19 protein-coding genes and 1 pseudogene are annotated in these 25,880 nt (G+C 56.6%); 9 read left to right on the top strand and 11 right to left on the bottom strand.

Features of this window, described 5'->3' with window-relative positions; genetic code table 11:
* Positions 1-222 precede the first annotated feature (222 nt).
* From ACYZT7_RS05425 to ACYZT7_RS05460, 8 genes and pseudogenes are all read right to left on the bottom strand, one after another.
* A pseudogene (locus ACYZT7_RS05425) lies at positions 223-1,825 on the bottom strand (ABC transporter substrate-binding protein).
* Positions 1,826-1,994: 169 nt separating this feature from the next.
* Complete coding sequence (locus ACYZT7_RS05430; RefSeq protein WP_462040245.1) at positions 1,995-2,843, bottom strand: aminotransferase class IV; 849 nt, start codon at positions 2,841-2,843, stop codon at positions 1,995-1,997.
* Positions 2,844-2,892: 49 nt separating this feature from the next.
* Positions 2,893-3,780, bottom strand: a complete 888-nt coding sequence (locus ACYZT7_RS05435) for a phytanoyl-CoA dioxygenase family protein (protein WP_462040246.1) — start codon at positions 3,778-3,780, stop codon at positions 2,893-2,895.
* Between the two features lie 14 nt (positions 3,781-3,794).
* Complete coding sequence (locus ACYZT7_RS05440; RefSeq protein WP_462040247.1) at positions 3,795-4,730, bottom strand: hypothetical protein; 936 nt, start codon at positions 4,728-4,730, stop codon at positions 3,795-3,797.
* 48 nt (positions 4,731-4,778) lie between these two features.
* Positions 4,779-8,156 (bottom strand): ATP-binding cassette domain-containing protein, encoded by a 3,378-nt coding sequence (locus tag ACYZT7_RS05445; RefSeq protein ID WP_462040248.1) that lies wholly within the window; start codon positions 8,154-8,156, stop codon positions 4,779-4,781.
* A 5-nt stretch (positions 8,157-8,161) separates the two neighbouring features.
* Complete coding sequence (locus tag ACYZT7_RS05450) at positions 8,162-9,247, bottom strand: cupin domain-containing protein (protein ID WP_462040249.1); 1,086 nt, start codon at positions 9,245-9,247, stop codon at positions 8,162-8,164.
* Positions 9,248-9,272: 25 nt separating this feature from the next.
* Positions 9,273-10,436: an ATP-grasp domain-containing protein gene (locus tag ACYZT7_RS05455; RefSeq protein WP_462040250.1), complete on the bottom strand. Its 1,164-nt coding sequence runs from the start codon at positions 10,434-10,436 to the stop codon at positions 9,273-9,275.
* Between the two features lie 623 nt (positions 10,437-11,059).
* Positions 11,060-11,776, bottom strand: a complete 717-nt coding sequence (locus ACYZT7_RS05460) for an SIMPL domain-containing protein (RefSeq protein ID WP_462040251.1) — start codon at positions 11,774-11,776, stop codon at positions 11,060-11,062.
* 361 nt (positions 11,777-12,137) lie between these two features.
* Between ACYZT7_RS05460 and ACYZT7_RS05465 the strand changes: the two genes are divergently transcribed.
* The 4 genes from ACYZT7_RS05465 (at position 12,138) to ACYZT7_RS05480 (ending at position 16,625) form a co-directional block, all read left to right on the top strand.
* Positions 12,138-13,400, top strand: a complete 1,263-nt coding sequence (locus ACYZT7_RS05465) for an ATP-binding protein (protein ID WP_095129467.1) — start codon at positions 12,138-12,140, stop codon at positions 13,398-13,400.
* Positions 13,393-13,959, top strand: coding sequence for a response regulator transcription factor (locus ACYZT7_RS05470; protein ID WP_449643206.1), 567 nt, complete (start codon positions 13,393-13,395; stop codon positions 13,957-13,959). Before ACYZT7_RS05465 ends, ACYZT7_RS05470 begins: the two co-directional genes overlap by 8 nt.
* A 96-nt stretch (positions 13,960-14,055) precedes the next feature.
* A complete protein-coding gene (locus ACYZT7_RS05475; RefSeq protein WP_462040252.1) occupies positions 14,056-15,783 on the top strand; it encodes an ABC transporter ATP-binding protein/permease in 1,728 nt (575 codons plus the stop codon).
* A gap of 92 nt (positions 15,784-15,875) precedes the next feature.
* Complete coding sequence (locus ACYZT7_RS05480) at positions 15,876-16,625, top strand: FadR/GntR family transcriptional regulator (protein ID WP_046045828.1); 750 nt, start codon at positions 15,876-15,878, stop codon at positions 16,623-16,625.
* A gap of 55 nt (positions 16,626-16,680) precedes the next feature.
* Here ACYZT7_RS05480 and ACYZT7_RS05485 read toward each other — a convergent pair whose 3' ends face one another.
* Positions 16,681-17,028, bottom strand: coding sequence for a hypothetical protein (locus ACYZT7_RS05485; protein ID WP_449643209.1), 348 nt, complete (start codon positions 17,026-17,028; stop codon positions 16,681-16,683).
* 588 nt (positions 17,029-17,616) lie between these two features.
* Here ACYZT7_RS05485 and kdgD point away from each other — a divergent pair.
* The 5 genes from kdgD (at position 17,617) to ACYZT7_RS05510 (ending at position 24,271) form a co-directional block, all read left to right on the top strand.
* Complete coding sequence (gene kdgD / locus ACYZT7_RS05490) at positions 17,617-18,528, top strand: 5-dehydro-4-deoxyglucarate dehydratase (protein WP_462040253.1); 912 nt, start codon at positions 17,617-17,619, stop codon at positions 18,526-18,528.
* A 72-nt stretch (positions 18,529-18,600) separates the two neighbouring features.
* On the top strand, positions 18,601-20,046 hold the full coding sequence (locus ACYZT7_RS05495) for an aldehyde dehydrogenase family protein (protein WP_462040254.1): 1,446 nt from the start codon (positions 18,601-18,603) through the stop codon (positions 20,044-20,046).
* Between the two features lie 77 nt (positions 20,047-20,123).
* Positions 20,124-21,581, top strand: coding sequence for an MFS transporter (locus ACYZT7_RS05500; RefSeq protein WP_462041742.1), 1,458 nt, complete (start codon positions 20,124-20,126; stop codon positions 21,579-21,581).
* Between the two features lie 11 nt (positions 21,582-21,592).
* Positions 21,593-23,146, top strand: a complete 1,554-nt coding sequence (gene garD / locus ACYZT7_RS05505; protein ID WP_462040255.1) for a galactarate dehydratase — start codon at positions 21,593-21,595, stop codon at positions 23,144-23,146.
* 183 nt (positions 23,147-23,329) lie between these two features.
* Positions 23,330-24,271 carry an AEC family transporter gene (locus tag ACYZT7_RS05510; protein ID WP_462040256.1) on the top strand — a complete coding sequence of 314 codons (942 nt, stop codon included), beginning with the start codon at positions 23,330-23,332 and terminating at the stop codon, positions 24,269-24,271.
* A gap of 132 nt (positions 24,272-24,403) precedes the next feature.
* Here ACYZT7_RS05510 and ACYZT7_RS05515 read toward each other — a convergent pair whose 3' ends face one another.
* The gene (locus tag ACYZT7_RS05515; protein ID WP_462036457.1) at positions 24,404-24,784 is read right to left on the bottom strand and encodes a carboxymuconolactone decarboxylase family protein; all 381 of its coding nucleotides are present in this window, start codon (positions 24,782-24,784) and stop codon (positions 24,404-24,406) included.
* Positions 24,781-25,842, bottom strand: coding sequence for a calcium/sodium antiporter (locus ACYZT7_RS05520; protein WP_462041743.1), 1,062 nt, complete (start codon positions 25,840-25,842; stop codon positions 24,781-24,783). The genes ACYZT7_RS05515 and ACYZT7_RS05520 overlap by 4 nt, the downstream gene beginning before the upstream one ends.
* Positions 25,843-25,880 lie beyond the last annotated feature (38 nt).

Genomic DNA, 25,880 nt, shown 5'->3' on the forward strand with positions numbered 1-25,880 from the left:
GGACGACCTCGTGAGTCGTGCCTGCCGATACTTATGCAGGGGCCATACCCATTGCAAGATCCTGAGTGGCAACAAGCCTTAAACAGTGGTACGAACGTACCTTAATGTCGCATATGTATAAATACCTGCGCATTTGACCGTTTGCGCAGGTTTTTTTCGGTGCAAATCGCGCACCGACAGAGGGCGACCGGGGCGCCTGGCGCACCCGGTTGGAGCGAGGTGTTACTTATTTATACCCACACCATAGAAGGGTGTGAGGCCGAACGGGCTGATCTTGAAGTCGGTGACTTCCTTGCGCAGCGGCTGGAATACCGTCGAGTTCGCAATCGGTGTGATAGGTACTTGTTGCTTAAGGATTTGTTGTGCCTGTTGGTACAAATTGATCCGTTGCTGTTTGTCAGTGGACACTTTGGCCTGCTGAATCAATTTGTCGTACGCCGGGTCGCACCACTTGGCGTAGTTGCTACCTTTCACCGCGGCGCAGCTATAGAGCACGCCGAGCCAGTTATCCGGGTCACCGTTGTCGCCGGTCCAGCCATAAATCATCGCGTCGTGTTCGCCGTTCTTGGCGCGCTTGATGTACTCGCCCCACTCATAGCTGACGATGTTGGCCTTGATCCCGACTTTCTCCCAATCCTGCTGGATCATCTGTGCCGACATTCGTGCGTTGGGGTTCGATGCGCGCTGCACGGTCATCGCCCACAAATTAATAGTGGTACCGGGTGCAACCCCTGCTTCTTTCAGTAGCGCCTTGGCTTTCGTCGGGTCGTGGGGTGCGTCCTTGATGCTCGGGTCATAGGACCATTGAGCGGGAGGCAGGGCGTTCTGCGCCAGTTGGCCGGCACTTTGGTAGACGGCTTTGATGATCGCGGGTTTGTCGATGGCCATGTCCAGGGCCTGGCGGACCTGGAGCCGGTCCAGTGGCGGATGGGTCACGTTGTAGGCGAGGAAACCGAGGTTGAAGCCGGCTTACTTGAGTACGGTGAGATTCGAGTCTTTCTCCATGACTTCGATGTCTGCCGGGCGCGGGTAGCCGCTGACCTGGCATTCGCCTGCCTTGAGTTTCTGCAAGCGAACGGCGGCGTCCGGGGTGATCGAGAAAATCAGGTTGTCGAGTTTTACGTCATCGGGTTTCCAGTAGGCCTTGTTGGCGGCGTAGCGGATCTGCGAGTCCTTTCGATAGCGCTTGAACACGAACGGGCCGGTGCCGACGGGCTTCTGGTTAATGTCTGCCGCTTTGCCTTCTTTTAACAGCTGCGCGCCGTACTCTGCGGATCGCACCGAGTCGAAGCTCATGGCCAGGTTCTGAATGAAGGCGGCGTCGATGTTGTTCAGGCTGAAGCGCACGGTGTGGTCGTCGATTTTGTCGACGCTCTTGATCGTTTTGTTCAGGTCCATGTCGGTGAAGTAGGGCGATTCGGCGGGGTAGGCTTTGCGGAACGCGTTTTCCGGATCGAGCAGGCGCTGGAAGGTGAACAGCACGTCGTCGAGCGTTGAAGTCCCGGGTAGGGGTGAAGTAATCGGTGGTGTGGAATTTCACGCCGTCGCGCAGGTGGAAGGTGTAGGTGAGACCGTCCGTGGACACTTCCCATTTTGTTGCCAGACCGGGTTCGACTTCGGTGCCGCCGCGTTTGAATTGGGTGAGGCGGTTGAAGACGGTTTCGGCGGAGGCGTCGAAGTCGGTGCCGCTGGTGTATTGGCTGGGGTCGAAGCCGGCGGGGCTGGCTTCGGAGCAGTAGACCAATGTCGTGGCCGCTTGGGCGAGTGGGGTGATGGCGGCTAGTGCGAGGGCGAGCAGGAGTGGTTTGACGGTGGTTCTTTCCATGGAGTCTCTGTGGGATGTGGGTAGCGGTTTACCCCTGAGAGTAGCGTTGTTGACCGGTTGCGCGGAAATGTCGTTTTTTGAGGGGGACTCGTCCTGAGTTCGGGCATACATGCGAACCGTCTGTAGCAAGCGGCAGCCACGCAAAAGGGGAGCATGCTCCCCAATTCGGTCAGTGCGATGCGCGCATCACATTTTTTTTGTATTGCGCTGCCAGCAACCCAACCCATGGATTCTTTTCATAAATCACATCATCAATGCGGCTGACGTCAGTAATCTCCATAGCTGTGCCGCATAAAAAGGCTCCGTCAAACTGGCTCAGTTCTGAGCTTGAAATGTCGCGCTGCACAACTTGCAAATCCAGTGTGGGGGACAGTTCGTCAATGATTACGCGGCGGGTAATTCCTGCCAGGGCCATTTCGGTGGTCGGTGTAATGAGTTGATTTCCTTTCACAAAGAAGATGTTTGAGCCGCTCGACTCGCAGACGGTGTCAGTCGTCGAAAGAAACAGCACATCATCAAAGGCTTCACCCTTGTCACCGAAGCTCAAAAAGCTGAGTGCGTAGGTGGACGAGGTTTTTGCCTGATAGGGGTGACAGTGAGCCGGTGCTCGGCGCCATTTAGCCATCGTCAGTCTGTAAGGCGTGGTTGCGGACTTTGGGGCGAATGGCAGGACAAATATCACCACTTTGCTGCGACAACCGCGACCCATGAAACTGACGTCGGCGTCGTCATAGAACACGATGATTTTAATGTACGCGTCTACAAACCCGTTTCGCGCCAGCAGTTCGTTACAGGCGTCGGTCAGCATGGCGTTGCTGTACTGCAATTCGTGTTTAAACAAATGCGCCGACTGTTGCAGTCGTTGCAGGTGTTCCTCGCATTTGAAAATCTTTGCGCCATAACTGCGCATGCCCTCGTAGACAGAGGAAGCATAAGAAAGCGAGTGAGTGACTGGCGACAAAGTTATCTGATCAGTCTGGAGATATTGGCCGTCCAGCCACGCGATTGCCGTAGTCATGATCCATTCCCTGGTTGATGATTGAAATTGTTTTAGGGTGACGAGGGTGTCAGTGATTGACGACTTCACGTGCGGTCAGAGCGTTGTAGAACTCCCCTTTGATCAAGCCTTCGCCTTCGTAACTATTCGGGCGCCCACCATGGTGCTCAAGTTCCTTGATGATGGTCTCGTAGTCGTCCACGGGGACGATCCTGAAGTCCATGCTGACGCGTGTCATGTTCTCTGTGTTCTCGGCGGTCCCGTGCAGAACCCGAGGATCGAACATCAGGCACTGGCCATAACGAAGGTTGGTCGGCATGGCATCCGTGCGAAGATCGGCCATTAGTTGTGGACGCTGCTTGGCATAATCGAAAAAAGCGACCCGGCTTTCTTTGTATTGGTCGTAGTTGTAATCCTGATCTCTGGCAAATGCCTTGAGGGTGGCGATGCTGGTGTGCTTCGAGCAAACGCTGAGTGCCGCGGTATCTTTCACATCGCAGAATGGCAGCCACATGTTTATTTGCTGGAAGTAATCGCCCAGCAAGGTGTCCGAATGGTGAGTGAATAATTCACCGTCCGGCAGTCTGTATCGATCATCCAGTTTTGAGGGAATGTGGTAGCGGACCAAGGGGTTATGTTCGAACACAAAATCAAAACCCATGTGTTGGCTAAGCCAGTGAACAAGTTGGTAGTATGCCTTGATCATCGGCGCCCCGAGTGTTTGTAGCGGGTCATGCCAATGGCCGGAATCTTCAAGGTGTTTACTGATTTCTTCCCGATTGAGGCATTCATGTATCTTATTTAGCGGGAAGTCACTCCTGAGATTGTAGCGACTGACCAGCGTTTGCTGAAGGGTGCCCGCTAGATCAAAGGTCGACGTCGGATAGTCCATGATGGAGATGCCATTCTCTATCATATGTTGGCTATTTAGTTGCTTGTTAATATCAAAAAAAGACATGAAAAAACTCCTTGTTAGCTGTCTCTCTTGGTTGAAAACTCATGCATCTGTTTTTGCTGGATCGTTCTGATCGGGATTAACCAGTTTTCCAGGTCGACCACCAGGTTGGACCCCATGCGTTTTTTAATACCGATGGCGCCGCGACCCAGGCAACTCATCTTGAATCCAAGCTCGTCAGCCACTTTATACAGCTGATAGTAATCGCTGACGTATAAGTTAAGTCCCGGCCGAACCTGAGTGCGATCTTGGCCTTGTACCAGCTGGGAGAAGACACCGTGTTGTTCGTCGGCATAACTAAGAGAGCCATAGACTGGCACGTTGTTCGATTTTTCGTAGTTCATTTTTATATAGTATTTTGGACCTTCAGCCGATTGTGCAAGCGTCTGCATGGCCTCAAGGGAATAGAGGTTCCTTACGTGCTGATATTTATCCACATTGAACGACTGCAGCGTTGAAAATGCTTTCAGGACTTCGCTGTTTTCATCTAATTCGCTAAGGCGATACACATGCGTATGGCACACATCTTCGGCCCTTCGGGTCAGGCGTACCATTTCTTTGTACGGCTTTCTGCCCATGATCGTGAGCAGGCAATCGTCCAGATTTCCCTCGACGCGCAGATACGCGACTTGCATGAAGGGCACTGGGATAATTTCTGTTTCGTATTGTTGGCGCAGCGAGCTTGTGGTCTTTTCCAGGGACGGTACCAGTAGCCAGTCGGCGGTATACGCCTCTTGTACCAATTGCTTCAGGTACTGCGGCTCGGGTCGCACGGTGACCGGTAAGTAAAAAAAACCGGGCGCCACATAGGCCTGTTCCTCATGCAGGGTGCTGTGTTCATCCACCGTCCCTTTAAGCGTTGCTTCCCAGTGGGCAATTCCGCTCAAGGGTAGTTGTGGGCTAGAGACTCCATAACTGATACAAAACGCATCTCGCTGCGCGTGCAACTCCATGTTTACTATCCTTGTATAACTACTTGTGAGGATGTGTTTGAGTGTTGGTTATGCTGTTTTTTCAACCAGGCGCTTTTCATGATTGAAGTTAAAGTTTCTGTTCCCGAGGGTGGAAAGTTCAGGATTGTGCGTAATGATAAAAAATAAGGTCTTTGGCAACGCCGTAATGACTTTTTTGATGATTTTCAACTCTTCGGCACTGTTTAGCTCCGAGGTGGCTTCGTCGAGAATGGCAATGGCTGGCGTATTGATTGTCAGGTCAAGCAGCGCGAGTCGTTGAAGTTCCGACTTGCTCAGATTTATCTCGCCACTCCATGGCACCTGCTGGTTAAAACCTTCCGGCAAGCAATCGACAATGTCCGAGAGACCGAGATAGGCCGCTCGCTGATAGAGTTCTTCACGTGACGGACTATTAAAGTGCTCGACTAGCAAACCAGGTTTGAATACAGGGCTGGAGGTCAGTAACTGAACGTCTTGGGCATGTTGTCGGGCCAGATATCCATCACAGCCACCCAGTGTGGATATATGCCCCAGACTTGGAAGCAGGCTGCCCACCACCAGGTTGGCAAATGTTGATTTGCCAACGCCACTGGCTCCCATAATCACGACAACATCATTCTCATGAAAAGATTGGTCGAATTGTTCAAGCACCGTTGTTCCGCTGTGCGGGTTAACAAAAGTGACGTTTGAAAACGACACCAACGGGGCATTTTTACGAGCAGGCTGGCGTCTTGGCGCTGTCGCCGCGAAGTTGTTGGACACCACCAGGCGATCGGCACTGTCAAGCACTTGTCGCAGTTCAACAGCGCATCTGCCTAATCGGGCAAAAATCGCAATCAGGCTGTAGGAGAGGCTCACCGCCAGTACGTTAGCCATGGTGGCTGTGCCTGCGGTATGAAAGTAGATCGTTGACGCAACGATACCGGACAGGAAAAAAACGCCCATTAAATCCAGTTTGTAGCTATACCAGCGACGCGTTGCGGCATTGTCCAGAGAGGCGAAGGCCCGAGCAGCCAGGCTGGTGCTCAACCAGTTCAGAATACTTGAGCCATTCGCGGCGCTGTCAAATCGGCCGCCGTCCCAGTTCAGCGCTTGCACTCGTGAAAACAGCACCGAGGTAGCGTCGATTTCCTGGGCATTGGACCTCTGTAACAACTCGCCGGAGCGTCTTGCGCCCCGCCAGTAACACAGGCCAATGAGAATGAACGGAAACAATACATAGATGTTGTTCAGTACGACGTAGCCCGTTGTTACGGATAGCAAGGTTGCCGCGCTGACAGTTTCCAGCAACAGGACTGGAAGCACTTCATCGACGCGCCTCTGGTCCCAGGTCAGCTTGTTTTGGCTGCCGCGATTTACTTCTTCAGTCAGGCGCTCATCCAGGCCAGGGTTCATCAGATTGGAGAAGTAGCGAATACATTGTGTCGACGCTGCCTCAATGCTTTTCCTGACCGTGAATAACGCCCCGGTAATCGACAGGAAGGCACTCACCAGTAAAACGCTGGCGAGTCCGATCAAGGACGCGTACAGATGTGTAGTCAGATAACCGCTGGCTATCAGGTAATCGCTGGCAATGGTGAACACTTCTTTAACCGCCAGCAGGGCGAAGGCAATCAATGTAATTTCGCCAATACCGAAATCAACCAGGCTTCTGGTCATTGACCTGGAACTGACGTGAGGCTGCTCTGGCAGGTTGTTTTCCGTTGAGCACTCTGCATTTGTCGCCGGCATGGCATAAACGGGGCTCACAACAGGTGTGGCGTCAAGTTGCGAGCGGGCTGCGGCGTGATGGGTTTGCACGTTAATGACGATGCCATCCGAGACTGTCCAGATTTCTTCCGCGGCGTCTTCTTCTTCCTGTTTGTCCGTAACAAACATTACTTTAGTGTCGCGCCACGGGCCTTGCAGCAGTGACGTTAACAACCCCTTTGCAAGCGTTTCGTCCAGTCCTGAAGTGGGTTGATCAATGTAGATCGATGCGGGCTGCGCCACTAATGCGCGGACCAGTTCGAGGCGTTTTCCCTGGCCTCTGGAGACGTCCCAGTGGGGAGTTGCGCCATGGGTCCGCTCATTGAGGTAATCGATGTAAAAACTCTCGGGCAAGCGGGCGAGGGCGACGGCGGCGCGCACCGCCTCATCTGAAAAGTCCCTGCGATAAAGGCTCAGGTTTTCGCCCAGGCCGCCGGCAAATATCCACGGCTCGTCGGGAATGAAAATCGCCTGGCCGTCAGTGTCAGGGACACATTGCGCACTGTTTCTCAATACGGACGTTTTGCCACTGCCTGCGGCACCAACGATAGCGATATGCCTCGCCGTCGTGGAGGGCATCGTCGGCATTTCGACAGGACGTGAACTGGCGTCATTGCCATCAAGGTATTGCTCTATATGCAGGTGGCCGACAACCCCTTGAGAGATGCTTTGCACAATGTCCGGAATATTATTGGCGACCGATCTCAGCCCCCCAATCAGTGCGATGGCGGCGAGCACCCCGGGCGTATCGACATGGCCTAGATAGACCAGTTGTAACAGCGCCGAGCTCAACAGCGCGGCTATTGGCGTCATGGTCGAGATCAGGCTGATTGCCGCTACCAGACGGGCAGCTTTCTTCAGGGATGCTTCTTCAAGGTTTCGTTTGGCGGCATAGTCGCGAATCAGTTCGGCATTCCAGTTCTTAAGCCAGGCTTGGCGCCGGTTTTTTGTAGCGAATGCACTTATTTCTATGCGCTGAGTGGAGTTCAACGATAGCTGTTCATAGGTCATGCTCAGCCGTTGGGCAATCCAGAATACGGTCAGTGAACTGCTGGCGATGACGGCCAGGGCGGCCATTGCACTGACACCCAAGGCAAAAAAGAAAAACGTAGACGTGAAGATGACCGTTGCAAGCGCCAGGGCGATAGTGACCATCCCTGACCATGAAGATTCGACACGTGCCGCTTCGCGGTCAAACAAAGTGGTCAGGCTGAGTGGGAAAGCGCCGTTCTGTGCAGCAGTCCTTTTAAGTAAAACTCGTTGTTCCACATAAGAACGACTGCCGACACCTACTAGTTCTGCCAGAAAAAACGTGTGGTTGAGTGCTAGCCAGGCGCAGTAAGTCAGCGCCAGGCAGGTGGCGCCCTGCGTCATGTTCGAGATGACTGTCGAGTCATCCTGCATGAGTTGCGTCAGCAGTGATTTGAGGGTGATTGCGGCGCCAAAAGCCACTGCGGTATGTACGCCGATCGCCACTAGCGCCAACGCGACATCGCGTTTGATGGCTGCAAAAACCCTGATATGGAGCCGTCCTTTTCCGGTTCCCCGCGCGTCATTGATGGCAGCCTTGCACCAGCGTTGCCAGCGGGAGGCGTGGACCGAATGTGCTCCTCGATTTCGTTCCGGATCGGGCGTGCGAAACAACAATATCGTCTTCAGGATTTCTGCAATCTTCATGAGGGTCAGTTGTATACCGGCACAGGTTTAGGAGAGGAGGGGGTTGCGCGCACCGGGTGGCCCGGGCAAGCGATATCGGCAAATCGATCGCACAGCAGGGTGACCATGTTCCAGCCTTCGCTCAGGGTTTCACGCAGCTCTTCGATTTCCTTTGGCGACGCCTGATTCAGCAGTTCTATTCCCATGCTGACATGGCTGCCATCATCTTCACCGTGTTCCTGGAAGTGCGGCATGTCGGCGAAGACCCGGGAGGCTTCGCTATGGAAAATCTCTCCGCTACCTTCGAGTACGACGTGCATCAACAGCGTCTTGACCATGTCACTCTTGTAAAGCATCTGATGCCTGAACCATTCGATGGTGGAGTGAAAGGCGGCATCCGATACGGGCGAGTGGTGGGTATCGCGCTGACTGCGCAAATTGTTGTTATGCCCCAGTTCTTCCACCAGGTGCTCAAGTGCAATTTTCTTGTGTGCAGGGTCCAGTGTCATAGCCACGCGGATATGCAGCAGGTCCTGAAACATGTCAGACCAGGTCTGCAGGCAGTCGAGGAGTTTTTCGCGCACTTCTGGTTGGTCGATCGACGGCGAATTGATCAGTGACAATAGTCGACTGTTCTTGTAGCTATCCAGATAAGCCTCGTTGTCGCGTAACAGCACATCGGCGGGCTTGGCAGTCTCGGTTTCCTGAGTCTTGAAGACTACGTTCGGCCGAGTGGTGTCTTCGTACAAAGCCTTGCCGTTGAACTGAATGGACAGAGCCCAGAAACCATCATGGGTGCCTTTAAAACCATGCAGGGAGTGGGGTGGCACCAACACCATATCGCCGGCCTCAATATTGCGTTCGGTCGCTCCCAGGGTTTTCCCCGAACCGTCACAAATCAGGATCAGGCTCGCTTCGGGATGTTGGTGAACCGACAGCTCCTGATCCTTTTCGAGCCGGACCCAACTGATGGCCAGCTCACTTTGGGACGGAATGAATTCGGCCAGCGCGGGATGTTGGGAGAATATTTTTACGACGCCTAAATCGTGCAAGGCGCCATTCACAACAACGCTGTTGAGGGTTTCGATATCGTTCCTGGAGATGACTTCCATATCTTCTATTCCTGTTGTTAATGCATTAGTTAGCGGAACTTAGCTTGTTTAGCTTGTGTATGGCGGCATAGAACTTTTTGCGATCATGGCTGGCGATGACCACTAGGCCGACTTTGTCATCGTTGGTGTGCGTCCTGCCCAGAGGTGGATTAGCCTCACCCATTACCAGCCGGATAATGTCGACTTCCTGTAACGCATCCTTGAGAAGTTCCGTATCCAGCGGCTCATAAAAAAGATGAGATCCGGCGAATTCGTAACGAACCGGTATTTCGCAAACATTGGTTTCGACTGCGTTACTGTGGAATTGCAATGTTTCTCTGAAAAGATCAACGCCGGTGGTGAGTTCAACCAGCAGGCCGATGTAATCGCCACCGACCCGGTTGTTGATCTCTATCAAATGAAACTGTCCATCCGCGATAGTGACCTCAATATGGCAAGGGCCATGTGTATGGTTGATGACAGTCAATAGGCGCTCGCAATAACGACTCAGTTGCTCGAACGTGTCGCTGTCGAGATTGTCCGGCGAGATGATGTGTTGCTCTTCTGCAAGTGATGTTCGGTACAGTTGCTTGTTGGTAACGGCGAGGACACGATGTTGCGAATCGATGGTCAGCGTTTCGACACTGACTTCCCGGCCGTTAAGGAACTCTTCCGCCAGCATGGCGAAGTTTTCCTGAGGCAGTCCTTCCAGCGTACTGCGCAGGGACGCAGCGTCCTTAATGATAAAGACGTTTTCACTTCCGGAGCCCTTTGGGTCTTTCAGGACGATGGCACCGGTATGGCCGCTGAAAAAACGTTCGACGTCGGCGCGTGATCTGCAGGTTTCGCTATTGACGGCGAACTCGGTATTTTCAAGCCGGGTGCGCATCAAGGCCTTGTCGATGCACGTTTCGCAGGTGTCGAAGTCCATACCGGCAATTGCATAACGCTGGCTGGCGCGTGCTGCGGGCAGCAGCCCATCTTCGGTGAATGAAAAAATGAAATCGACCGCCTGGGTTTTTAGAATATCATCCATTTTTCCGAGAACGGTGGCTTCGCTAAAATCACTGACAAGGTGAATCTTGTCGGTCAGCGCTGTGAGATTGGGACCCACCGAATCAGGCAATTGCAACACGGTAAAATCAAAACTCAAGCCACCATAGTGCATGAAGGTTTCATCATGTCCGCCGATCATTACGATGTTCTTCATCACGTACCTTCAATTAAATATATAGACCACGCGCTCGCTAGAGAACGGGGGTCGCGGGCAAAGGGTGGTTAATACCTGTTTGTAGTGCGTTAGCTATTGATGTATCAATTCCGGATTATTTTGGTTAATAAAGTTTTTCGCGCGTTTCTGTGCCAGAAACGAACGGCGGAAAGACACGCGCATAAGTAAAAAGTTAGTCTGTAGAGACTCTCGTTATATCGAGCGATCGTCAGTCAGCGATGGGCTGGCTTATACCGGGGATGTAATTAGATTGATGGCGGGTACGGTATTTAGCGAAAATGAATAAGGCGCGTAGTATTTTTTGAGGAGGTATGCGGAAGAATAGACGTATTTATAGCTGTAATATGAAACATGCTAATCCCTTGAGCGTTTATATTTCTTATTGATTGCAGCGAGTACGGTCCTTACTCGCGGCTGATACTTTCATTATTGTTTCTGGATGTCAATACCGGAAACTAAATTGACAGGCTCGTTACTAACCAGGCAGTTATTTTTATGGCGGTTGCGATTTCCGGCATGTCGAATCGCCAGTCTTCAGCAGAATGAATGACGTTTTGGATAAATAACGAGGTGGTCATCGTAATGACCACCTCGCGAGGGGGTTAAGGCATCAGCACTTCAATTGCCCCATCCGCCGTCATGCTGACCTGGCTTGTACCCGCCTCGACCTCAGGCGTGACTGGCGCCGAATCCATGCTCGTCGCTTTCATCATCATTGGCCCACGCATGTACGGCTGTGGATAACCGTTGCTGTTCAGGTTCAGGTTAACGATTTTGTAACCCTTGCCACCCAAGGCGTCGGTCGCCAGTTGAGCTCGGGCCTTGAAGGCCGTCACGGCTTCTTTAAGCAGCGCGTCTTCGCTGGCCTTGCGGGTTGGTGTGGCGATGGCGAAGTCCATGCCGCCCATTTTCAGGTCGGTGAGCAGTTCGCCGGTCAGTTTCGACAGCGCGGCGAAGTCAGAGCTTTCCAGGCGCAGTTCGGCGCGTTCGCGCCAGCCGGTGATTTTCTGGCCCTTGGTGTCGTAGATCGGGTAGCTGTTGCGGCTGCCTTGGCGCAGGGTGATGTCTTTGACTTCTTTAGCCTGGGCCAGCGCTTTGTTCATGGTGGTGCTGACGTCGGCGGCGAGTTTGGCCGGGTCGCTGTTTTGTTCTTCGGTGTAGAGAGTCACGATCATCAGGTCGCGGGCGACTTCCTGACTGACTTCGGCGCGCAGGGCGATCTGGTTGTAGTGCAGCTCATCGGCGGCAAGGGCCGGAAGGCTGGCGATAGCGCCAACGCTAAGGGCGAGGAGGGCGGCGCTGCGGCGGAATGTGTGCATGAAAGCTCCTTGATGAGTGCGCAGGTGATGGTTCGGAGCCTGCGTGAAACCATCAGACTCTAGCTTTTATGATCCGGTTCGCACAGTTACAACTTCTATACAGATGGGATGGAGGTGACACTGTGGCGAGGGGATTTATCCCCGTTGGGTGGCGAAGCCGCCCCAAATCAGCAAACAAATTTGTCAGATTATTGCAGAGAGCGGTTTACGACTGCTTCGCAGCCGAACGGGGATAAATCCCCTCGCCACAAAGACCTTCAGGACACTCACTAGTGTGGCCGTTTGCCGCACTTTTGCCTGCCAGCCCCCGTGCTTGGTTATACTCCGTGCGATCCGCCTGGAGCGCTCATCAGGAGAGCTCATGCTCGCCCCCGTTCAAATCACTTCCGCGACTCGCCAGAATCTCTGGCGGCTGACGTTCATCCGCACGTTGGTGTTGGCCGCTCAGGCCGGTTCCGTGGGCCTGGCCTACTGGCTGGACTTGCTGCCGCTGCCTTGGTTTCAACTGGCAGCAACCCTCGGTTGCTCGATGTTGCTGTGCGCGTTCACGGCCATTCGCTTGCGCACCTCATGGCCGGTTACCGAGCTCGAATACGCCGTGCAACTGGCCTGCGACCTGTTTATCCACAGTGCGTTGCTGTATTTTTCCGGCGGCTCGACCAACCCCTTCGTCTCTTATTACCTGGTGCCGCTGACCATCGCCGCCGTGACCTTGCCGTGGCGTTATTCGGTGATTCTGTCCGGTATCGCGTTGACGATGTACACCCTGCTGCTGGCGCGCTTCTACCCGCTGCAAACTTTCCCGATCGCTCGAGAAAACCTCCAGGTTTACGGGATGTGGCTGAGTTTCGCCCTGGCCGCGGCGGTCATCACCTTCTTCGCCGCACGCATGGCCGAAGAGTTGCGCCGTCAGGAAGAGCTGCGTGCCATCCGTCGTGAAGAGGGCCTGCGCGATCAGCAACTGCTGGCCGTCGCCACCCAAGCCGCCGGCGCTGCCCATGAACTGGGCACGCCGCTGGCGACCATGAGCGTGTTGCTCAAGGAAATGCGTCAGGACCATCACGACCCGATGTTGCAGGACGACCTGAGCGTGCTGCAGGATCAGGTCAAGTTGTGCAAAGAGACCTTGCAGCAACTGGTGCGCGCTGCCGAGGCCAATCGCCGTTTGGCAGTGGAAATGCAGGACGTCACCGATTGGCTCGACGAAGCCCTGAATCGCTGGCACCTGATGCGCCCGGAAGCCAGTTATCGCTTTCAGCGCTTGGGCCAAGGCACCGTGCCGCGCATGGCGCCGCCGCCGGATCTGACTCAGGCACTGCTGAATTTGCTTAACAACGCCGCCGATGCTTGCCCCGAAGGGTTGCAAGTGACGCTGGACTGGAATGCCGAGGACTTGACCATCAGCATCCGCGACCACGGCGCCGGTGTGCCGCTGGCCATCGCTGAGCAGATCGGCAAGCCGTTTTTTACCACCAAGGGCAAAGGTTTCGGCCTGGGCCTGTTTTTGAGCAAGGCCAGCGTGACACGCGCCGGCGGCTCAGTGAAACTCTACAGTCATGAGGAAGGCGGCACGCTCACCGAGCTGCGCCTGCCCCGTGTCGCCCGAGGAGACGAACATGAGTGACGAGATCCAAGTCGAAGGCGAAGGCGAAGAACTGCCGCATTTGCTGCTGGTAGACGACGACGCAACTTTTACCCGGGTGATGGCCCGTGCCATGTCCCGCCGCGGCTTTCGCGTCAGCACCGCCGGTTCCGCCGAAGAAGGCCTGACCATCGCTCAGGCCGACCTGCCGGACTACGCCGCGCTGGACCTGAAAATGGACGGCGATTCCGGCCTGGTGCTATTGCCCAAGCTACTTGAGCTGGACCCGGAAATGCGCGTGGTGATCCTCACCGGTTACTCGAGCATCGCCACCGCCGTCGAGGCGATCAAGCGCGGCGCCTGCAATTACCTGTGCAAACCGGCGGACGCCGATGACGTGTTGGCCGCGCTGCTTTCCGAGCACGCTGACCTCGACACGCTGGTGCCGGAAAACCCGATGTCGGTGGATCGTCTGCAGTGGGAGCACATCCAGCGCGTGCTGACCGAACACGAAGGCAACATCTCCGCCACTGCCCGCGCCTTGGGCATGCACCGCCGCACGCTGCAGCGCAAACTGCAGAAGCGTCCCGTTCGTCGCTGAACAGGCGCTGAACGATTATCGCCAGCCCTCGCGATAACCCGAACCGATCATCTATGATCGGTTCGTGTGTGTTCTTTTCTTTATCGAGCCTTATCCATGAATCAGAACGCTGAATATTCCGCGGTCAATGATGCTGTGCGCGGGCAGTTTTTTCGCAAAGTCTGGGCCATGACCACCCCTTACTGGCGCAGTGAAGAGAAGGGCAAGGCCTGGACGTTGCTGATCGCCGTGATCGCGCTGTCGCTGTTCAGTGTGGCGATTTCGGTGTGGATCAACAGTTGGTACAAGGACTTCTACAACGCCCTGCAGAAAAAGGACGAAGCGGCCTTCTGGCAGTTGATTCTGTATTTCTGCGGCATCGCTGCGGTGGCGATCCTTGGCGCGGTGTATCGGCTCTATCTGACGCAGATGCTGACGATTCGCTGGCGGGCCTGGCTCACCGAGAAGCATTTTGCCCGTTGGCTCAGCCACAAGAATTACTACCAGTTGGAGCAGGGCGGATACACCGATAACCCGGACCAGCGGATTTCCGAAGACCTCAATAAATTCACCAGCAACACGTTGGGCCTGGGGCTCGGGTTGATTCGCAACATCGTCAGCCTCGTATCGTTCTCGATCATTCTGTGGGGCGTATCGGGCAGTATCGAAGTGTTTGGTTTCACGATTCCCGGTTACATGTTCTGGTGCGCGCTGGTTTACGCCGCCGTCGCCAGTTGGCTGACGCATTTGATTGGCCGTCGCCTGATCGGCCTCAACAACAACCAGCAACGCTTCGAAGCCGACCTGCGTTTCTCCATGGTGCGGGTTCGCGAGAATGCCGAAAGCATTGCGCTGTACAACGGCGAGCCTAATGAGAACCGCCGCTTGAGCAGCCGTTTCGGGATGGTCTGGCACAACTACTGGGACATCATGAAAGTGTCCAAGCGCCTGACCTTCTTTACGTCCGGTTATGAGCAGATCGCAGTCATTTTTCCGTTCATGGTCGCCGCGCCGCGTTACTTCACTGGCAAGATCCAGCTGGGTGAGCTGATGCAAATCAACTCGGCGTTCGCTAACGTCCAGGATAACTTCAGTTGGTTCATCACGGCGTACCAGGACCTTGCCGAATGGCGCGCCACCTGTGATCGTCTGCTGAGTTTCCGTCAGGCCATGACCGACAACGAAGAGCGTGCGCCGGCGATTGATGTGCAAAACCATGGCTCGGCGTTGAAGGTGCATAACCTTGGCCTCGACCTGGCGGATGGTCGTCACCTGCTGACCAACGCCGACATGACCGTGGAGGAGGGCGAGCGCGTCATGCTCAGCGGGCGTTCCGGCAGCGGCAAGTCGACCTTGCTGCGGGCAATGGGGCATTTGTGGCCGGCGGGTCATGGCAGCATTCGCCTGCCGTCGGCGCGGTATCTGTTCCTGCCGCAAAAGCCTTATTTGCCGATTGGCACGTTGCGTGAAGCGCTAAGTTATCCACAGCCTGGCGATACGTATCCGCACGAGCGCTACGTTCATGTGCTGGAAACCTGCCGTTTACCGCATCTGGTGTTGCGTCTTGATGAAGCGAATCACTGGCAGCGCATGCTGTCGCCGGGTGAGCAACAGCGTCTGGCCTTTGCCCGTGCGCTGCTGTATGCACCGCAATGGCTGTATATGGACGAAGCGACCTCGGCGATGGACGAGGAGGACGAGGCATCGCTGTATCAGGTCTTGATCGATGAAATTCCGGGATTGAGCATTGTCAGCGTCGGGCATCGCAGCAGCCTGAAGCGGTTCCATCCACGGCATGTGCGCATTGAAAATGGGCATCTGGTGGATCAAACCGTGACCGCATAAACACCGCCGTCTCTACAGGGTCGGTGGTGATCGTACAACCGCGTTGAGCTATGATGCGGTTTCAGCCGCAACTTTCGAGAAAGACGTTCACCATGGAAAACCCGATCGACGCACCACGCCTCCCTCGCAAGCGCCGCAGCCTCGCTCAGGAACTGGTGACGGTGCTGTCCGAGCAGATCCGCGACGGTCACCTCAAACGTGGCGACAAGTTGCCCACCGAGTCGGCGATCATGGATGCCCATGGCGTCAGCCGTACCGTGGTGCGCGAAGCGATTTCGCGTCTGCAGGCCGCAGGGCAAGTAGAAACCCGACACGGCATCGGCACCTTCGTGCTGGATACCCCAAGCCCGAGCGGTTTCCGTATCGACCCGGCCACCGTGGTGACGTTGCGCGATGTGCTGGCGATTCTGGAATTGCGCATCAGCCTCGAAGTGGAATCCGCCGGCCTTGCCGCGCAACGCCGCAGCCCCGAGCAGCTGGCGTTGATGCGAGCAGCGCTGGACGCGTTGAATGAAAGTGTCTCCCATGCCAGCGATGCCGTGGCGTCTGACTTCCAGTTCCACCTGCAAATCGCCCTGGCGACGGGCAACCGCTATTTCACCGACATCATGACCCACCTGGGCACCAGCATCATTCCGCGTACACGCCTCAACTCCGCGCGCCTGGCCCATGACGATCAGCAGCACTACATGAATCGCCTGAGCCGTGAGCACGAAGAAATTTACGACGCGATTGCCCGCCAGGATTCGGATGCGGCCCGGGCGGCTATGCGCTTGCACCTGACCAATAGCCGGGAGCGGCTGCGTCATGCGCATGAAGAGGCAGAGGCGCAGCGGGGGTAGGCGTTTAACTGCTCGGCGACAGAAGCATTTTCAACAACCGTTGTCGCGGGCTTGACTACTCCACTACAGATGCAGTTGCTTCGTCAGATGTGACTTTGTTTGGCTCGTTCGGGAGCTTCACGGTGTACCTAGCGGTAGCTTTTTCGCCTACCTTGTCTGCGAAGTTGCTGTGCCGGATTCTGCTGTCAACGTAGCCTGGGTTACCAGGCTTTACAGTATGGTCTTCGCTACCAAACTGCCACGTCATGAATACCGACACGATAGTGTCTTCCGGCATACCGTTGGTATCGACGCGAACATAAATGTCTCCCGGGTTACCAGATACGGAAATCTCGCCTCCGAGATCTCGATGATGGATATCTTGATATTTCGGAGCTGGATAGTCTTCGGGTTGCGTAGTCATGCTGGAATGTCCTTCTTCATGAATTGGGATCGCCTGGAATTGCTCGAGACGGTCGATACCGGCCCAAGCCAGACTCTAAGTTGAAGAGTCTTCGTCATCTACTGTCAGAAATGACAGTTCAGATGAGTGGCAACTCAGTCCATTCAATCGACACACCGCTGATCGATTGGCCCAATCATTGTTTATTGCGAGCTGCGGCGGCCGGCGGCATAAGCCAGTCGACCCGATCCTTTGAAGTGATCAGCATTGTTCCCGCCAGTTTCACGTATTGCTTCCATGAAGACGGAGCCGGGTGAAACTGCCGCCTTCGTCGGTCCTATCAACACCTCCGACAACGTATCACCTAATTCGCCGTTAGCCTTGAGGCGTTGTTTCCCGTCCTTGATCGCCTAGCTAACGGCTGCCCTTGTAATCGACAAGGGAAGATTTCCAATGCCAAGGAATTACTTTTCCGACTCGAAATTTAGGGTTGGCGATGAAATGCAGTTGACGGTTACCTATTAAGTTGTACGATGACCTACAACTTCGGCGCAGGCTGAATGGTTTTCTCACACACACACATACGTCGCTACTCAGGGTGTTCGAATAATGAATCCACAAGAACTGAAGTCCATCCTCTCTTCCGGTCTGCTGTCTTTCCCGGTTACCGATTTCAATGCTCAGGGCGACTTCCATCGCGCGGGCTATATCAAACGTCTCGAATGGCTGGCCCCATACGGCGCCTCGGCATTGTTCGCCGCGGGCGGCACCGGTGAGTTCTTCTCTCTGGCGGCCAGCGAATATTCGGAAATCATCAAGACGGCCGTCGACACCTGCGAAACCAGCGTGCCGATTCTGGCCGGCGTTGGCGGTTCGACTCGTCAAGCCATCGAATACGCACAGGAAGCCGAGCGTCTGGGCGCCAAAGGTCTGTTGCTGCTGCCGCACTACCTGACCGAAGCCAGCCAGGAAGGTGTTGCCGCCCACGTTGAAGCCGTGTGCAAATCGGTGAAGATCGGCGTGGTAATTTACAACCGCAACGTCTGCCGCCTGACCGCGCCATTGCTGGAACGCCTGGCCGAGCGCTGCCCGAACCTGATCGGCTACAAGGATGGTCTGGGCGATATCGAGTTGATGGTGTCGATTCGTCGTCGCCTCGGTGATCGCTTCAGCTACCTGGGCGGTTTGCCGACCGCCGAAGTCTACGCAGCGGCTTACAAGGCCCTGGGCGTGCCGGTTTACTCCTCGGCGGTGTTCAACTTCATCCCGAAAACCGCGATGGATTTCTACCACGCCGTTGCCCGCGAGGATCACGCCACCGTCGGCAAGATCATCGACGACTTCTTCCTGCCGTACCTGGACATCCGTAACCGCAAAGCCGGTTACGCGGTGAGCATCGTCAAGGCCGGGGCAAAAATTGCCGGCTTCGACGCAGGTCCTGTGCGTGCACCGCTGACCGATCTGCTGCCAGAAGAGTACGAAGCTCTGGCTGCGCTGATCGACAAGCAAGGCGCGCAATAACAACCGATTAAACAAGGCCGCTGAGTGATCAGCGGCTTTTTGCGTGAGGACTTCTTTTTAAGGGGAAAGTCTGTGACTGATTTAAAGCGTTTCGATAACTACATCGGTGGCCAATGGGTTGCCGGCGCCGACTACTCCACCAACATCAACCCGTCGGAGTTGTCCGACACCATTGGCGAATACGCCAAGGCTGATCTGGCTCAGGTTCGCGCCGCCATCGACGCTGCTCGCGCCGCGTTCCCGGCCTGGTCCACGTCAGGCATCCAGGCTCGCCACGATTCGCTGGATAAAGTCGGTAGCGAAATCCTCGCTCGCCGCGAAGAGCTCGGTACCTTGCTGGCCCGGGAAGAGGGCAAGACCCTGCCTGAGGCCATCGGCGAAGTCACTCGCGCCGGCAACATCTTCAAGTTCTTCGCCGGTGAATGCCTGCGCCTGTCCGGCGACTACCTGCCGTCGGTGCGTCCGGGCGTGAACGTCGAAGTAACGCGCGAAGCGCTAGGTGTGGTCGGTCTGATCACGCCATGGAACTTCCCGATCGCGATCCCGGCGTGGAAAATCGCTCCGGCCCTGGCCTACGGCAACTGCGTCGTGCTGAAACCGGCGGACCTGGTGCCGGGTTGCGCCTGGGCGCTGGCCGAAATCATCTCCCGCGCAGGCTTCCCGGCCGGCGTGTTCAACCTGGTGATGGGCAGCGGTCGAGTGGTTGGCGATGCGCTGGTGCAGAGCCCGAAAGTCGACGGCATCAGCTTCACCGGTTCCGTGGGCGTTGGTCGTCAGATCGCCGTCAGCTGCGTGTCGCGCCAGGCCAAGGTTCAGCTGGAAATGGGCGGCAAGAACCCGCAGATCATTCTCGACGACGCCGACCTCAAGCAAGCGGTCGAGCTGTCGGTGCAGAGCGCGTTCTACTCCACCGGCCAGCGTTGCACCGCCTCGAGCCGCTTCATCGTCACCGCCGCAATTCACGACAAGTTCGTTGAAGCGGTGGCCGAGCGTATGAAGTCGATCAAGGTCGGTCACGCGCTGAAAACCGGCACCGACATCGGTCCGGTGGTTTCCCAGGCTCAGCTTGAACAAGACATGAAGTACATCGACATCGGCCAGTCCGAAGGTGCACGTCTGGTCAGCGGCGGCGGTCTGGTGACCTGCGATACCGAGGGCTACTACCTCGCGCCAACTCTGTTTGCCGACAGCGAAGCCGCGATGCGCATCAGCCGTGAAGAGATTTTCGGCCCGGTCGCCAACGTGGTTCGCGTAGCGGATTACGAGGCCGCGCTGGCCATGGCCAACGACACCGAATTCGGTCTGTCCGCGGGCATCGCCACCACATCGTTGAAGTACGCCAACCACTTCAAACGCCACTCCCAGGCGGGGATGGTGATGGTCAACCTGCCGACGGCGGGCGTGGATTACCACGTTCCATTCGGTGGGCGTAAAGGTTCATCCTATGGCTCCCGCGAGCAAGGTCGCTACGCGCAAGAGTTCTACACGGTCGTGAAGACCAGCTACATCGGCTCCTGATACACCGCAATACCTGTGGGAGCGAGCTTGCTCGCGATAGCATCACCGCGTTGAGACTGACACTGCGCGGCGTCTGCATCGCGAGCAATCGAGCGTCGACCGGCTGCTCCCACAGAAAAACCAAAGATTCACCCGCGCATAAAAATAATCAGTGGGAGTACATCTACATGCAAGCGACCAAGCCGACTCACGTCCGCTATTTGATTTTGCTCATGCTTTTCCTGGTGACCACGATCAACTACGCCGACCGGGCCACTATCGCCATCGCGGGCTCCAGCCTGCAAAAAGACCTCGGCATCGACGCGGTTACCCTCGGTTATATCTTCTCCGCATTCGGTTGGGCCTACGTGGCCGGGCAAATTCCCGGTGGTTGGTTGCTGGACCGTTTCGGCTCGAAAAAAATCTACGCGTTAAGCATTTTCACTTGGTCGCTGTTCACCGTGCTGCAGGGCTATGTCGGCGAGTTCGGCGTGTCCACGGCGGTGGTTGCGCTGTTCATGCTGCGCTTTCTGGTGGGCCTGGCCGAAGCGCCATCCTTCCCCGGTAACGCACGCATTGTGGCTGCCTGGTTTCCGACCGCTGAACGCGGTACGGCGTCTGCGATTTTCAACTCGGCGCAATACTTCGCCACGGTGCTGTTTGCACCGCTGATGGGCTGGATCGTCTACAGCTTCGGCTGGCAGCACGTGTTTATCGTCATGGGCGTGATCGGCATCATCTTCTCGGGGATCTGGCTGAAGGTGATCTACAGCCCGCGTCAGCATCCGATGATCAATGACGCCGAATTCAAGCACATCGCGGATAACGGCGGCATGGTCGACATGGACCAGGACAAAGGCAAAGACGCCAAGGCCGACGGTCCGAAGTGGGACTACATCCGCCAGTTGCTGACCAACCGCATGATGCTCGGCGTGTATCTGGGCCAATACTGCATCAATGGCATCACCTACTTCTTCTTGACCTGGTTCCCGGTGTACCTGGTGCAGGAACGCGGCATGACCATCCTCAAGGCCGGTTTCATTGCCTCGTTGCCGGCGATCTGCGGCTTCATCGGTGGTGTGCTCGGCGGCGTGATTTCCGACTACCTGCTGCGCAAGGGGCATTCCCTGACCTTCGCTCGGAAGGCGCCGATCATTGCTGGTTTGCTGGTCTCCAGCAGCATCGTGGCCTGCAACTATGTCGATGTTGAATGGATGGTCGTCGGCTTCATGGCGCTGGCGTTCTTCGGTAAAGGCGTGGGCGCGCTGGGTTGGGCCGTGGTGTCTGACACGTCGCCTAAGCAGATCGCCGGTCTCAGCGGTGGTTTGTTCAACACCTTCGGCAACATCGCTTCGATCACCACGCCAATCGTGATCGGTTACATCATCAGCTCCACCGGATCGTTCAAGTGGGCCCTGGTGTTTGTCGGCTGCAACGCACTGGTCGCAGTGTTCAGCTACCTGGTGATCGTGGGTCCGATCAAACGTGTGGTCCTCAAAGAGCCGCCAGTCAGTGGCCCTGAAACGAACAATAAATTATCTGAAGCGCATTCCTGAGGAGCGGCGTCATGCAGTTGATTGAACATTCCGACTCGCCGCGCTATATCCGCCTGCACGAGCGGGACAACGTCGTGATTGTGGTCAATGACCAGGGCGTGCCGGCCGGTACCGAATTTCCGGACGGCCTGGTCACCGTGGATTTCGTGCCACAGAGTCACAAGGTCACCCTCGAAGATATTCCTGAGGGCGGTCAGGTGATTCGTTACGGCCAGACCATTGGCTATGCGTTGCAGCCAATTGCGCGCGGCAGCTGGGTCAAGGAAGATCAACTGCGCATGCCCACTGCGCCACCGCTGGACAGTTTGCCGCTGTCCACCGAAGTGCCGGCGGCGCAGGCACCGCTGGAAGGCTTTACGTTCGAGGGTTATCGCAACGCCGACGGCACCGTCGGCACGCGCAACATTCTGGGGATTACCACGACGGTTCAGTGCGTCACTGGCGTGCTCGATCATGCGGTCAAGCGCATCAAGGACGAGTTGTTGCCCAAGTATCCGCACGTCGATGACGTGGTCGCACTGACCCACAGCTACGGCTGCGGCGTGGCGATTACCGCGACTGACGCGTACATCCCGATCCGTACCGTGCGCAACCTGGCGCGTAACCCGAATTTGGGTGGCGAAGCGTTGGTGATCAGCCTGGGCTGCGAGAAATTGCAGGCCGGGCAGGTGATGCACGAGAACGACAGCTCGGTGGATTTGAGCGATCCGTGGCTGTACCGCTTGCAGGATTCAAGTCACGGTTTCATTGAAATGATCGAGCAGATCATGGCGTTGGCCGAGACCCGTTTGAAGAAACTCGATCAGCGTCGCCGGGAAACGGTGCCGGCGTCCGAGCTGATTCTCGGCATGCAGTGCGGCGGCAGCGATGCGTTTTCCGGCATCACCGCCAACCCGGCGTTGGGCTATGCCTCGGACCTGTTGCTGCGGGCGGGCGCGACGGTGATGTTTTCCGAAGTCACCGAAGTGCGCGACGCGATTTATTTGCTGACGTCCCGTGCGGAAACCGAGGAAGTGGCTCAGGAACTGGTGCGGGAAATGGACTGGTACGACCGTTACCTGGCCAAGGGTGAAGCGGATCGCAGCGCCAACACCACGCCGGGGAACAAGAAGGGCGGGTTGTCGAACATTGTCGAGAAGTCCCTGGGCTCGATCGTCAAATCCGGCAGCAGCGCGATCAATGGGGTGCTTGGCCCTGGCGAGCGCTTCAAGCGCAAAGGGCTGATTTTCTGTGCGACCCCGGCCAGTGATTTTGTCTGCGGGACGTTGCAATTGGCGGCGGGGATGAATCTGCATGTGTTCACCACCGGACGTGGTACCCCTTATGGGCTGGCGATGGCGCCGGTGGTGAAGGTGTCGACCCGGACCGAACTGGCGCAGCGTTGGCCGGACCTGATCGACATCGATGCCGGGCGGATTGCGACCGGGCGGGCCTCGATTGAAGACCTTGGCTGGGAGTTGTTTCACTACTACCTGGACGTGGCTAGCGGCAAGAAACAAACCTGGGCGGAGAAGCACAAGCTGCATAACGACATCACGTTGTTTAACCCTGCACCCATCACCTGATACCACGTTATCGTTCTTCGCGGGCAAGCCTCGCTCCTACAGGATTGTGTCGTACGTATTTTCCGCGAACGACTTAAAACTGTAGGAGCGAGGCTTGCCCGCGAAGGCGGTCTAACAGACGCCGGAGGACTTGGTGGCTTATCATTAGCCCCCTAACGACGCTCACCCAAGGTTACCCCCGGCATGCTGGCTATCTTCCTCGAAACCCTGAACATCACCGCGCCGGTGTTTGCCATGTTGTTTCTGGGTGTGCTGCTCAAGCGTATCGACTGGATCAACGACAACTTCATCCACACTGCGTCGGCCCTGGTGTTCAACGTCACCATGCCGGCGTTGCTGTTTCTGGGCATCCTGCATGCCGACCTGCATGCTGCGTTGCAACCAGCGCTGCTGATTTATTTCTCGCTCGCCACCCTGGCGAGTTTCGCCATCGCCTGGGGCTGGGCGATCTGGAAGTGCCCGCGGGAAGACCGGGGGATTTACACCCAAGGCGCATTTCGCGGCAACAACGGGGTGATCGGCCTCGCACTGGCAGCGAGCATGTACGGCGACTACGGGATTTCCCTCGGGGCGATTCTCGCGGCGTTGGTGATACTGCTCTACAACACGCTCTCGACCATTGTGCTGGCGGTGTACAGCCCGGTGATCAAGTCCGACCCTTGGAGCATCTGCAAAAGCGTGATGGTCAATCCGCTGATCATCAGCGTGTTTGTGGCGGCGCCGTTTGCCTACTTCAAGATCAGCTTGCCGGGATGGCTGGAGACGTCCGGCCAATATCTGGCGCAAACCACCCTGCCATTGGCGTTGATCTGTATCGGCGGCACGTTGTCGCTGGCGGCACTGCGCAAAAGCGGCAACATGGCGCTGAGCTCAAGCCTGGTGAAGATGATCGGCCTGCCGGTTCTGGCGACACTGGGTGCGTGGCTCTGGGGCTTTCGTGGTGCGGAGTTGGGGATTCTATTCCTGTACTTCGGCAGCCCGACCGCCGCGGCCAGTTTTGTCATGGCCCGTCAGGCCAATGGCAATCATGAACTGGCGGCGGCGATCATCGTGATCACCACGTTGATGGCGGCGGTCACCACCAACATCGGGATCTTCCTGTTGCAGTGGGGCGAGTGGATTTAGCCCTGGGATTTGCGGTGTTCTTCAGGGCCTCATCGCGAGCAAGCTCGCTCCCACAGGGGAATGCATTCCAAATAATGTGGGAGCGAGCTTGCTCGCGATGGCGGTAGACCTGGCAACGGAAATGCCGGCGGCTTACTCCGGCTTCTGGTAGCTATCAATCACTTCCTGCGCCGCCCGAAACGCATCGATGGCCGCCGGTACACCGGCATACACCGCGCAATGCAGCAGCGCTTCACGAATCTCTTCCACGGTGCAGCCATTGTTCAGCGCACCACGCACGTGACCCTTCAATTCCTGCGGGCACTTCAACGCGGTCAGCGCGGCGAGGGTGATCAGGCTGCGGGTTTTCAATGGCAGGCCTTCGCGGTTCCAGACGCTGCCCCAGGCGTGCTCGTTGACGAAATCCTGCAGCGGTTGAGTGAACTCGGTGGCATTGCCCAGTGCTCGGTCGACGAAGGCGTCGCCCATCACTTGGCGGCGTACTTCAACGCCAGGCTTTCTATCATCGGTCATGGCAGTTCACTCTTGTGGTGTTGGCGGCGCCAGGCGCGCAGCGACGTGAACAGCAAAAACGCCACCAGCGCCGGCAGGGCAAAAAACAGCATCAGGTGTTCAAGCTTGCCGGCCAGCGGCATGCCGGTGGTGAACGACACCACGTGCAGACCGTAAGCCAGATACAAACCCAAAAACATCAGACCTTCAGCGCGGGTCACCCGGTATCCGGAATAGAACACGGGCAGGCACAACACCGCGACGCCGAGCATTACCGGCAAGTCGAAATCCAGGGCGTTGGGCGATACCGACAGCGGCGACGGCGCGATCAACGCGGTGAAGCCCAACACGCCCAAGAGGTTGAACAGGTTGCTGCCGATCACGTTGCCCACGGCGATGTCGCGCTGACCGCGCAAGGCGGCAATCAACGAGGTGGCCAGTTCCGGCAGGGAGGTACTGACAGCAACGATGGTCAGGCCGATGATCCGCTCCGACAGCCCGAGGTCGGTCGCGACCGAAACCGCCGCGCCCAACAGCAAGTGCCCGGCGTAGACCAGCATCGCCAATCCGCTGACGATCATCAGCAAACTGCTGATCCAGGGTGCTTGCGGGACTTCATGGGTCGTCGATTGCGGGCGGGCCGAGTGCCGCGACTGGCGCAGCAGCAGGCCCAGATACAGCACCAGTGCCGCCAGCAGCATCACGCCGTCGGCGCGGGTCAGTTCTTCGTTCCAGGCCAATACGAATACCAGCAGGCTGGCGCCGATCATCAGCGGAATATCCAGGCGCACCAGTTGCCGTGAAACCCGCAGCGGAATGATCATCGCCGAGAGTCCGAGGGTGACGAGAATGTTAAAGATGCTACTGCCGATCACGCTGCCGACGGCGATGTCGGCGTTCTGCGCCAGGGTGGCTTGCAGACTGACCGCCATCTGCGGTGCGCTGCTGCCAAGGGCGACGATGGTCAGGCCGATAATCAGCGGTCGTACATGCAGGCGCGCGGCGAAGCGCACGGCGCCACGCACCATCAGCTCGGCGCCGGCGATCAGCAACAGCAAGCCGCTGAGCAATTCAATCACGCTGATCAGGGGTAAATCGGCAAGTCCGAAAATGGTCG

Source organism: Pseudomonas sp. RT4P38, assembly GCF_054897765.1.

Bases quoted from the DNA above. Each gene is read 5' to 3' on its own strand.
- ACYZT7_RS05430 (WP_462040245.1), bottom strand. From the start codon at position 2,843: ATGACTACGGCAATCGCGTGGCTGGACGGCCAATATCTCCAGACTGAT.
- ACYZT7_RS05435 (WP_462040246.1), bottom strand. From the start codon at position 3,780: ATGTCTTTTTTTGATATTAACAAGCAACTAAATAGCCAACATATGATA.
- ACYZT7_RS05440 (WP_462040247.1), bottom strand. From the start codon at position 4,730: ATGGAGTTGCACGCGCAGCGAGATGCGTTTTGTATCAGTTATGGAGTC.
- ACYZT7_RS05445 (WP_462040248.1), bottom strand. From the start codon at position 8,156: ATGAAGATTGCAGAAATCCTGAAGACGATATTGTTGTTTCGCACGCCC.
- ACYZT7_RS05450 (WP_462040249.1), bottom strand. From the start codon at position 9,247: ATGGAAGTCATCTCCAGGAACGATATCGAAACCCTCAACAGCGTTGTT.
- ACYZT7_RS05455 (WP_462040250.1), bottom strand. From the start codon at position 10,436: ATGAAGAACATCGTAATGATCGGCGGACATGATGAAACCTTCATGCAC.
- ACYZT7_RS05460 (WP_462040251.1), bottom strand. From the start codon at position 11,776: ATGCACACATTCCGCCGCAGCGCCGCCCTCCTCGCCCTTAGCGTTGGC.
- ACYZT7_RS05465 (WP_095129467.1), top strand. From the start codon at position 12,138: ATGCTCGCCCCCGTTCAAATCACTTCCGCGACTCGCCAGAATCTCTGG.
- ACYZT7_RS05470 (WP_449643206.1), top strand. From the start codon at position 13,393: ATGAGTGACGAGATCCAAGTCGAAGGCGAAGGCGAAGAACTGCCGCAT.
- ACYZT7_RS05475 (WP_462040252.1), top strand. From the start codon at position 14,056: ATGAATCAGAACGCTGAATATTCCGCGGTCAATGATGCTGTGCGCGGG.
- ACYZT7_RS05480 (WP_046045828.1), top strand. From the start codon at position 15,876: ATGGAAAACCCGATCGACGCACCACGCCTCCCTCGCAAGCGCCGCAGC.
- ACYZT7_RS05485 (WP_449643209.1), bottom strand. From the start codon at position 17,028: ATGACTACGCAACCCGAAGACTATCCAGCTCCGAAATATCAAGATATC.
- kdgD (WP_462040253.1), top strand. From the start codon at position 17,617: ATGAATCCACAAGAACTGAAGTCCATCCTCTCTTCCGGTCTGCTGTCT.
- garD (WP_462040255.1), top strand. From the start codon at position 21,593: ATGCAGTTGATTGAACATTCCGACTCGCCGCGCTATATCCGCCTGCAC.
- ACYZT7_RS05510 (WP_462040256.1), top strand. From the start codon at position 23,330: ATGCTGGCTATCTTCCTCGAAACCCTGAACATCACCGCGCCGGTGTTT.
- ACYZT7_RS05515 (WP_462036457.1), bottom strand. From the start codon at position 24,784: ATGACCGATGATAGAAAGCCTGGCGTTGAAGTACGCCGCCAAGTGATG.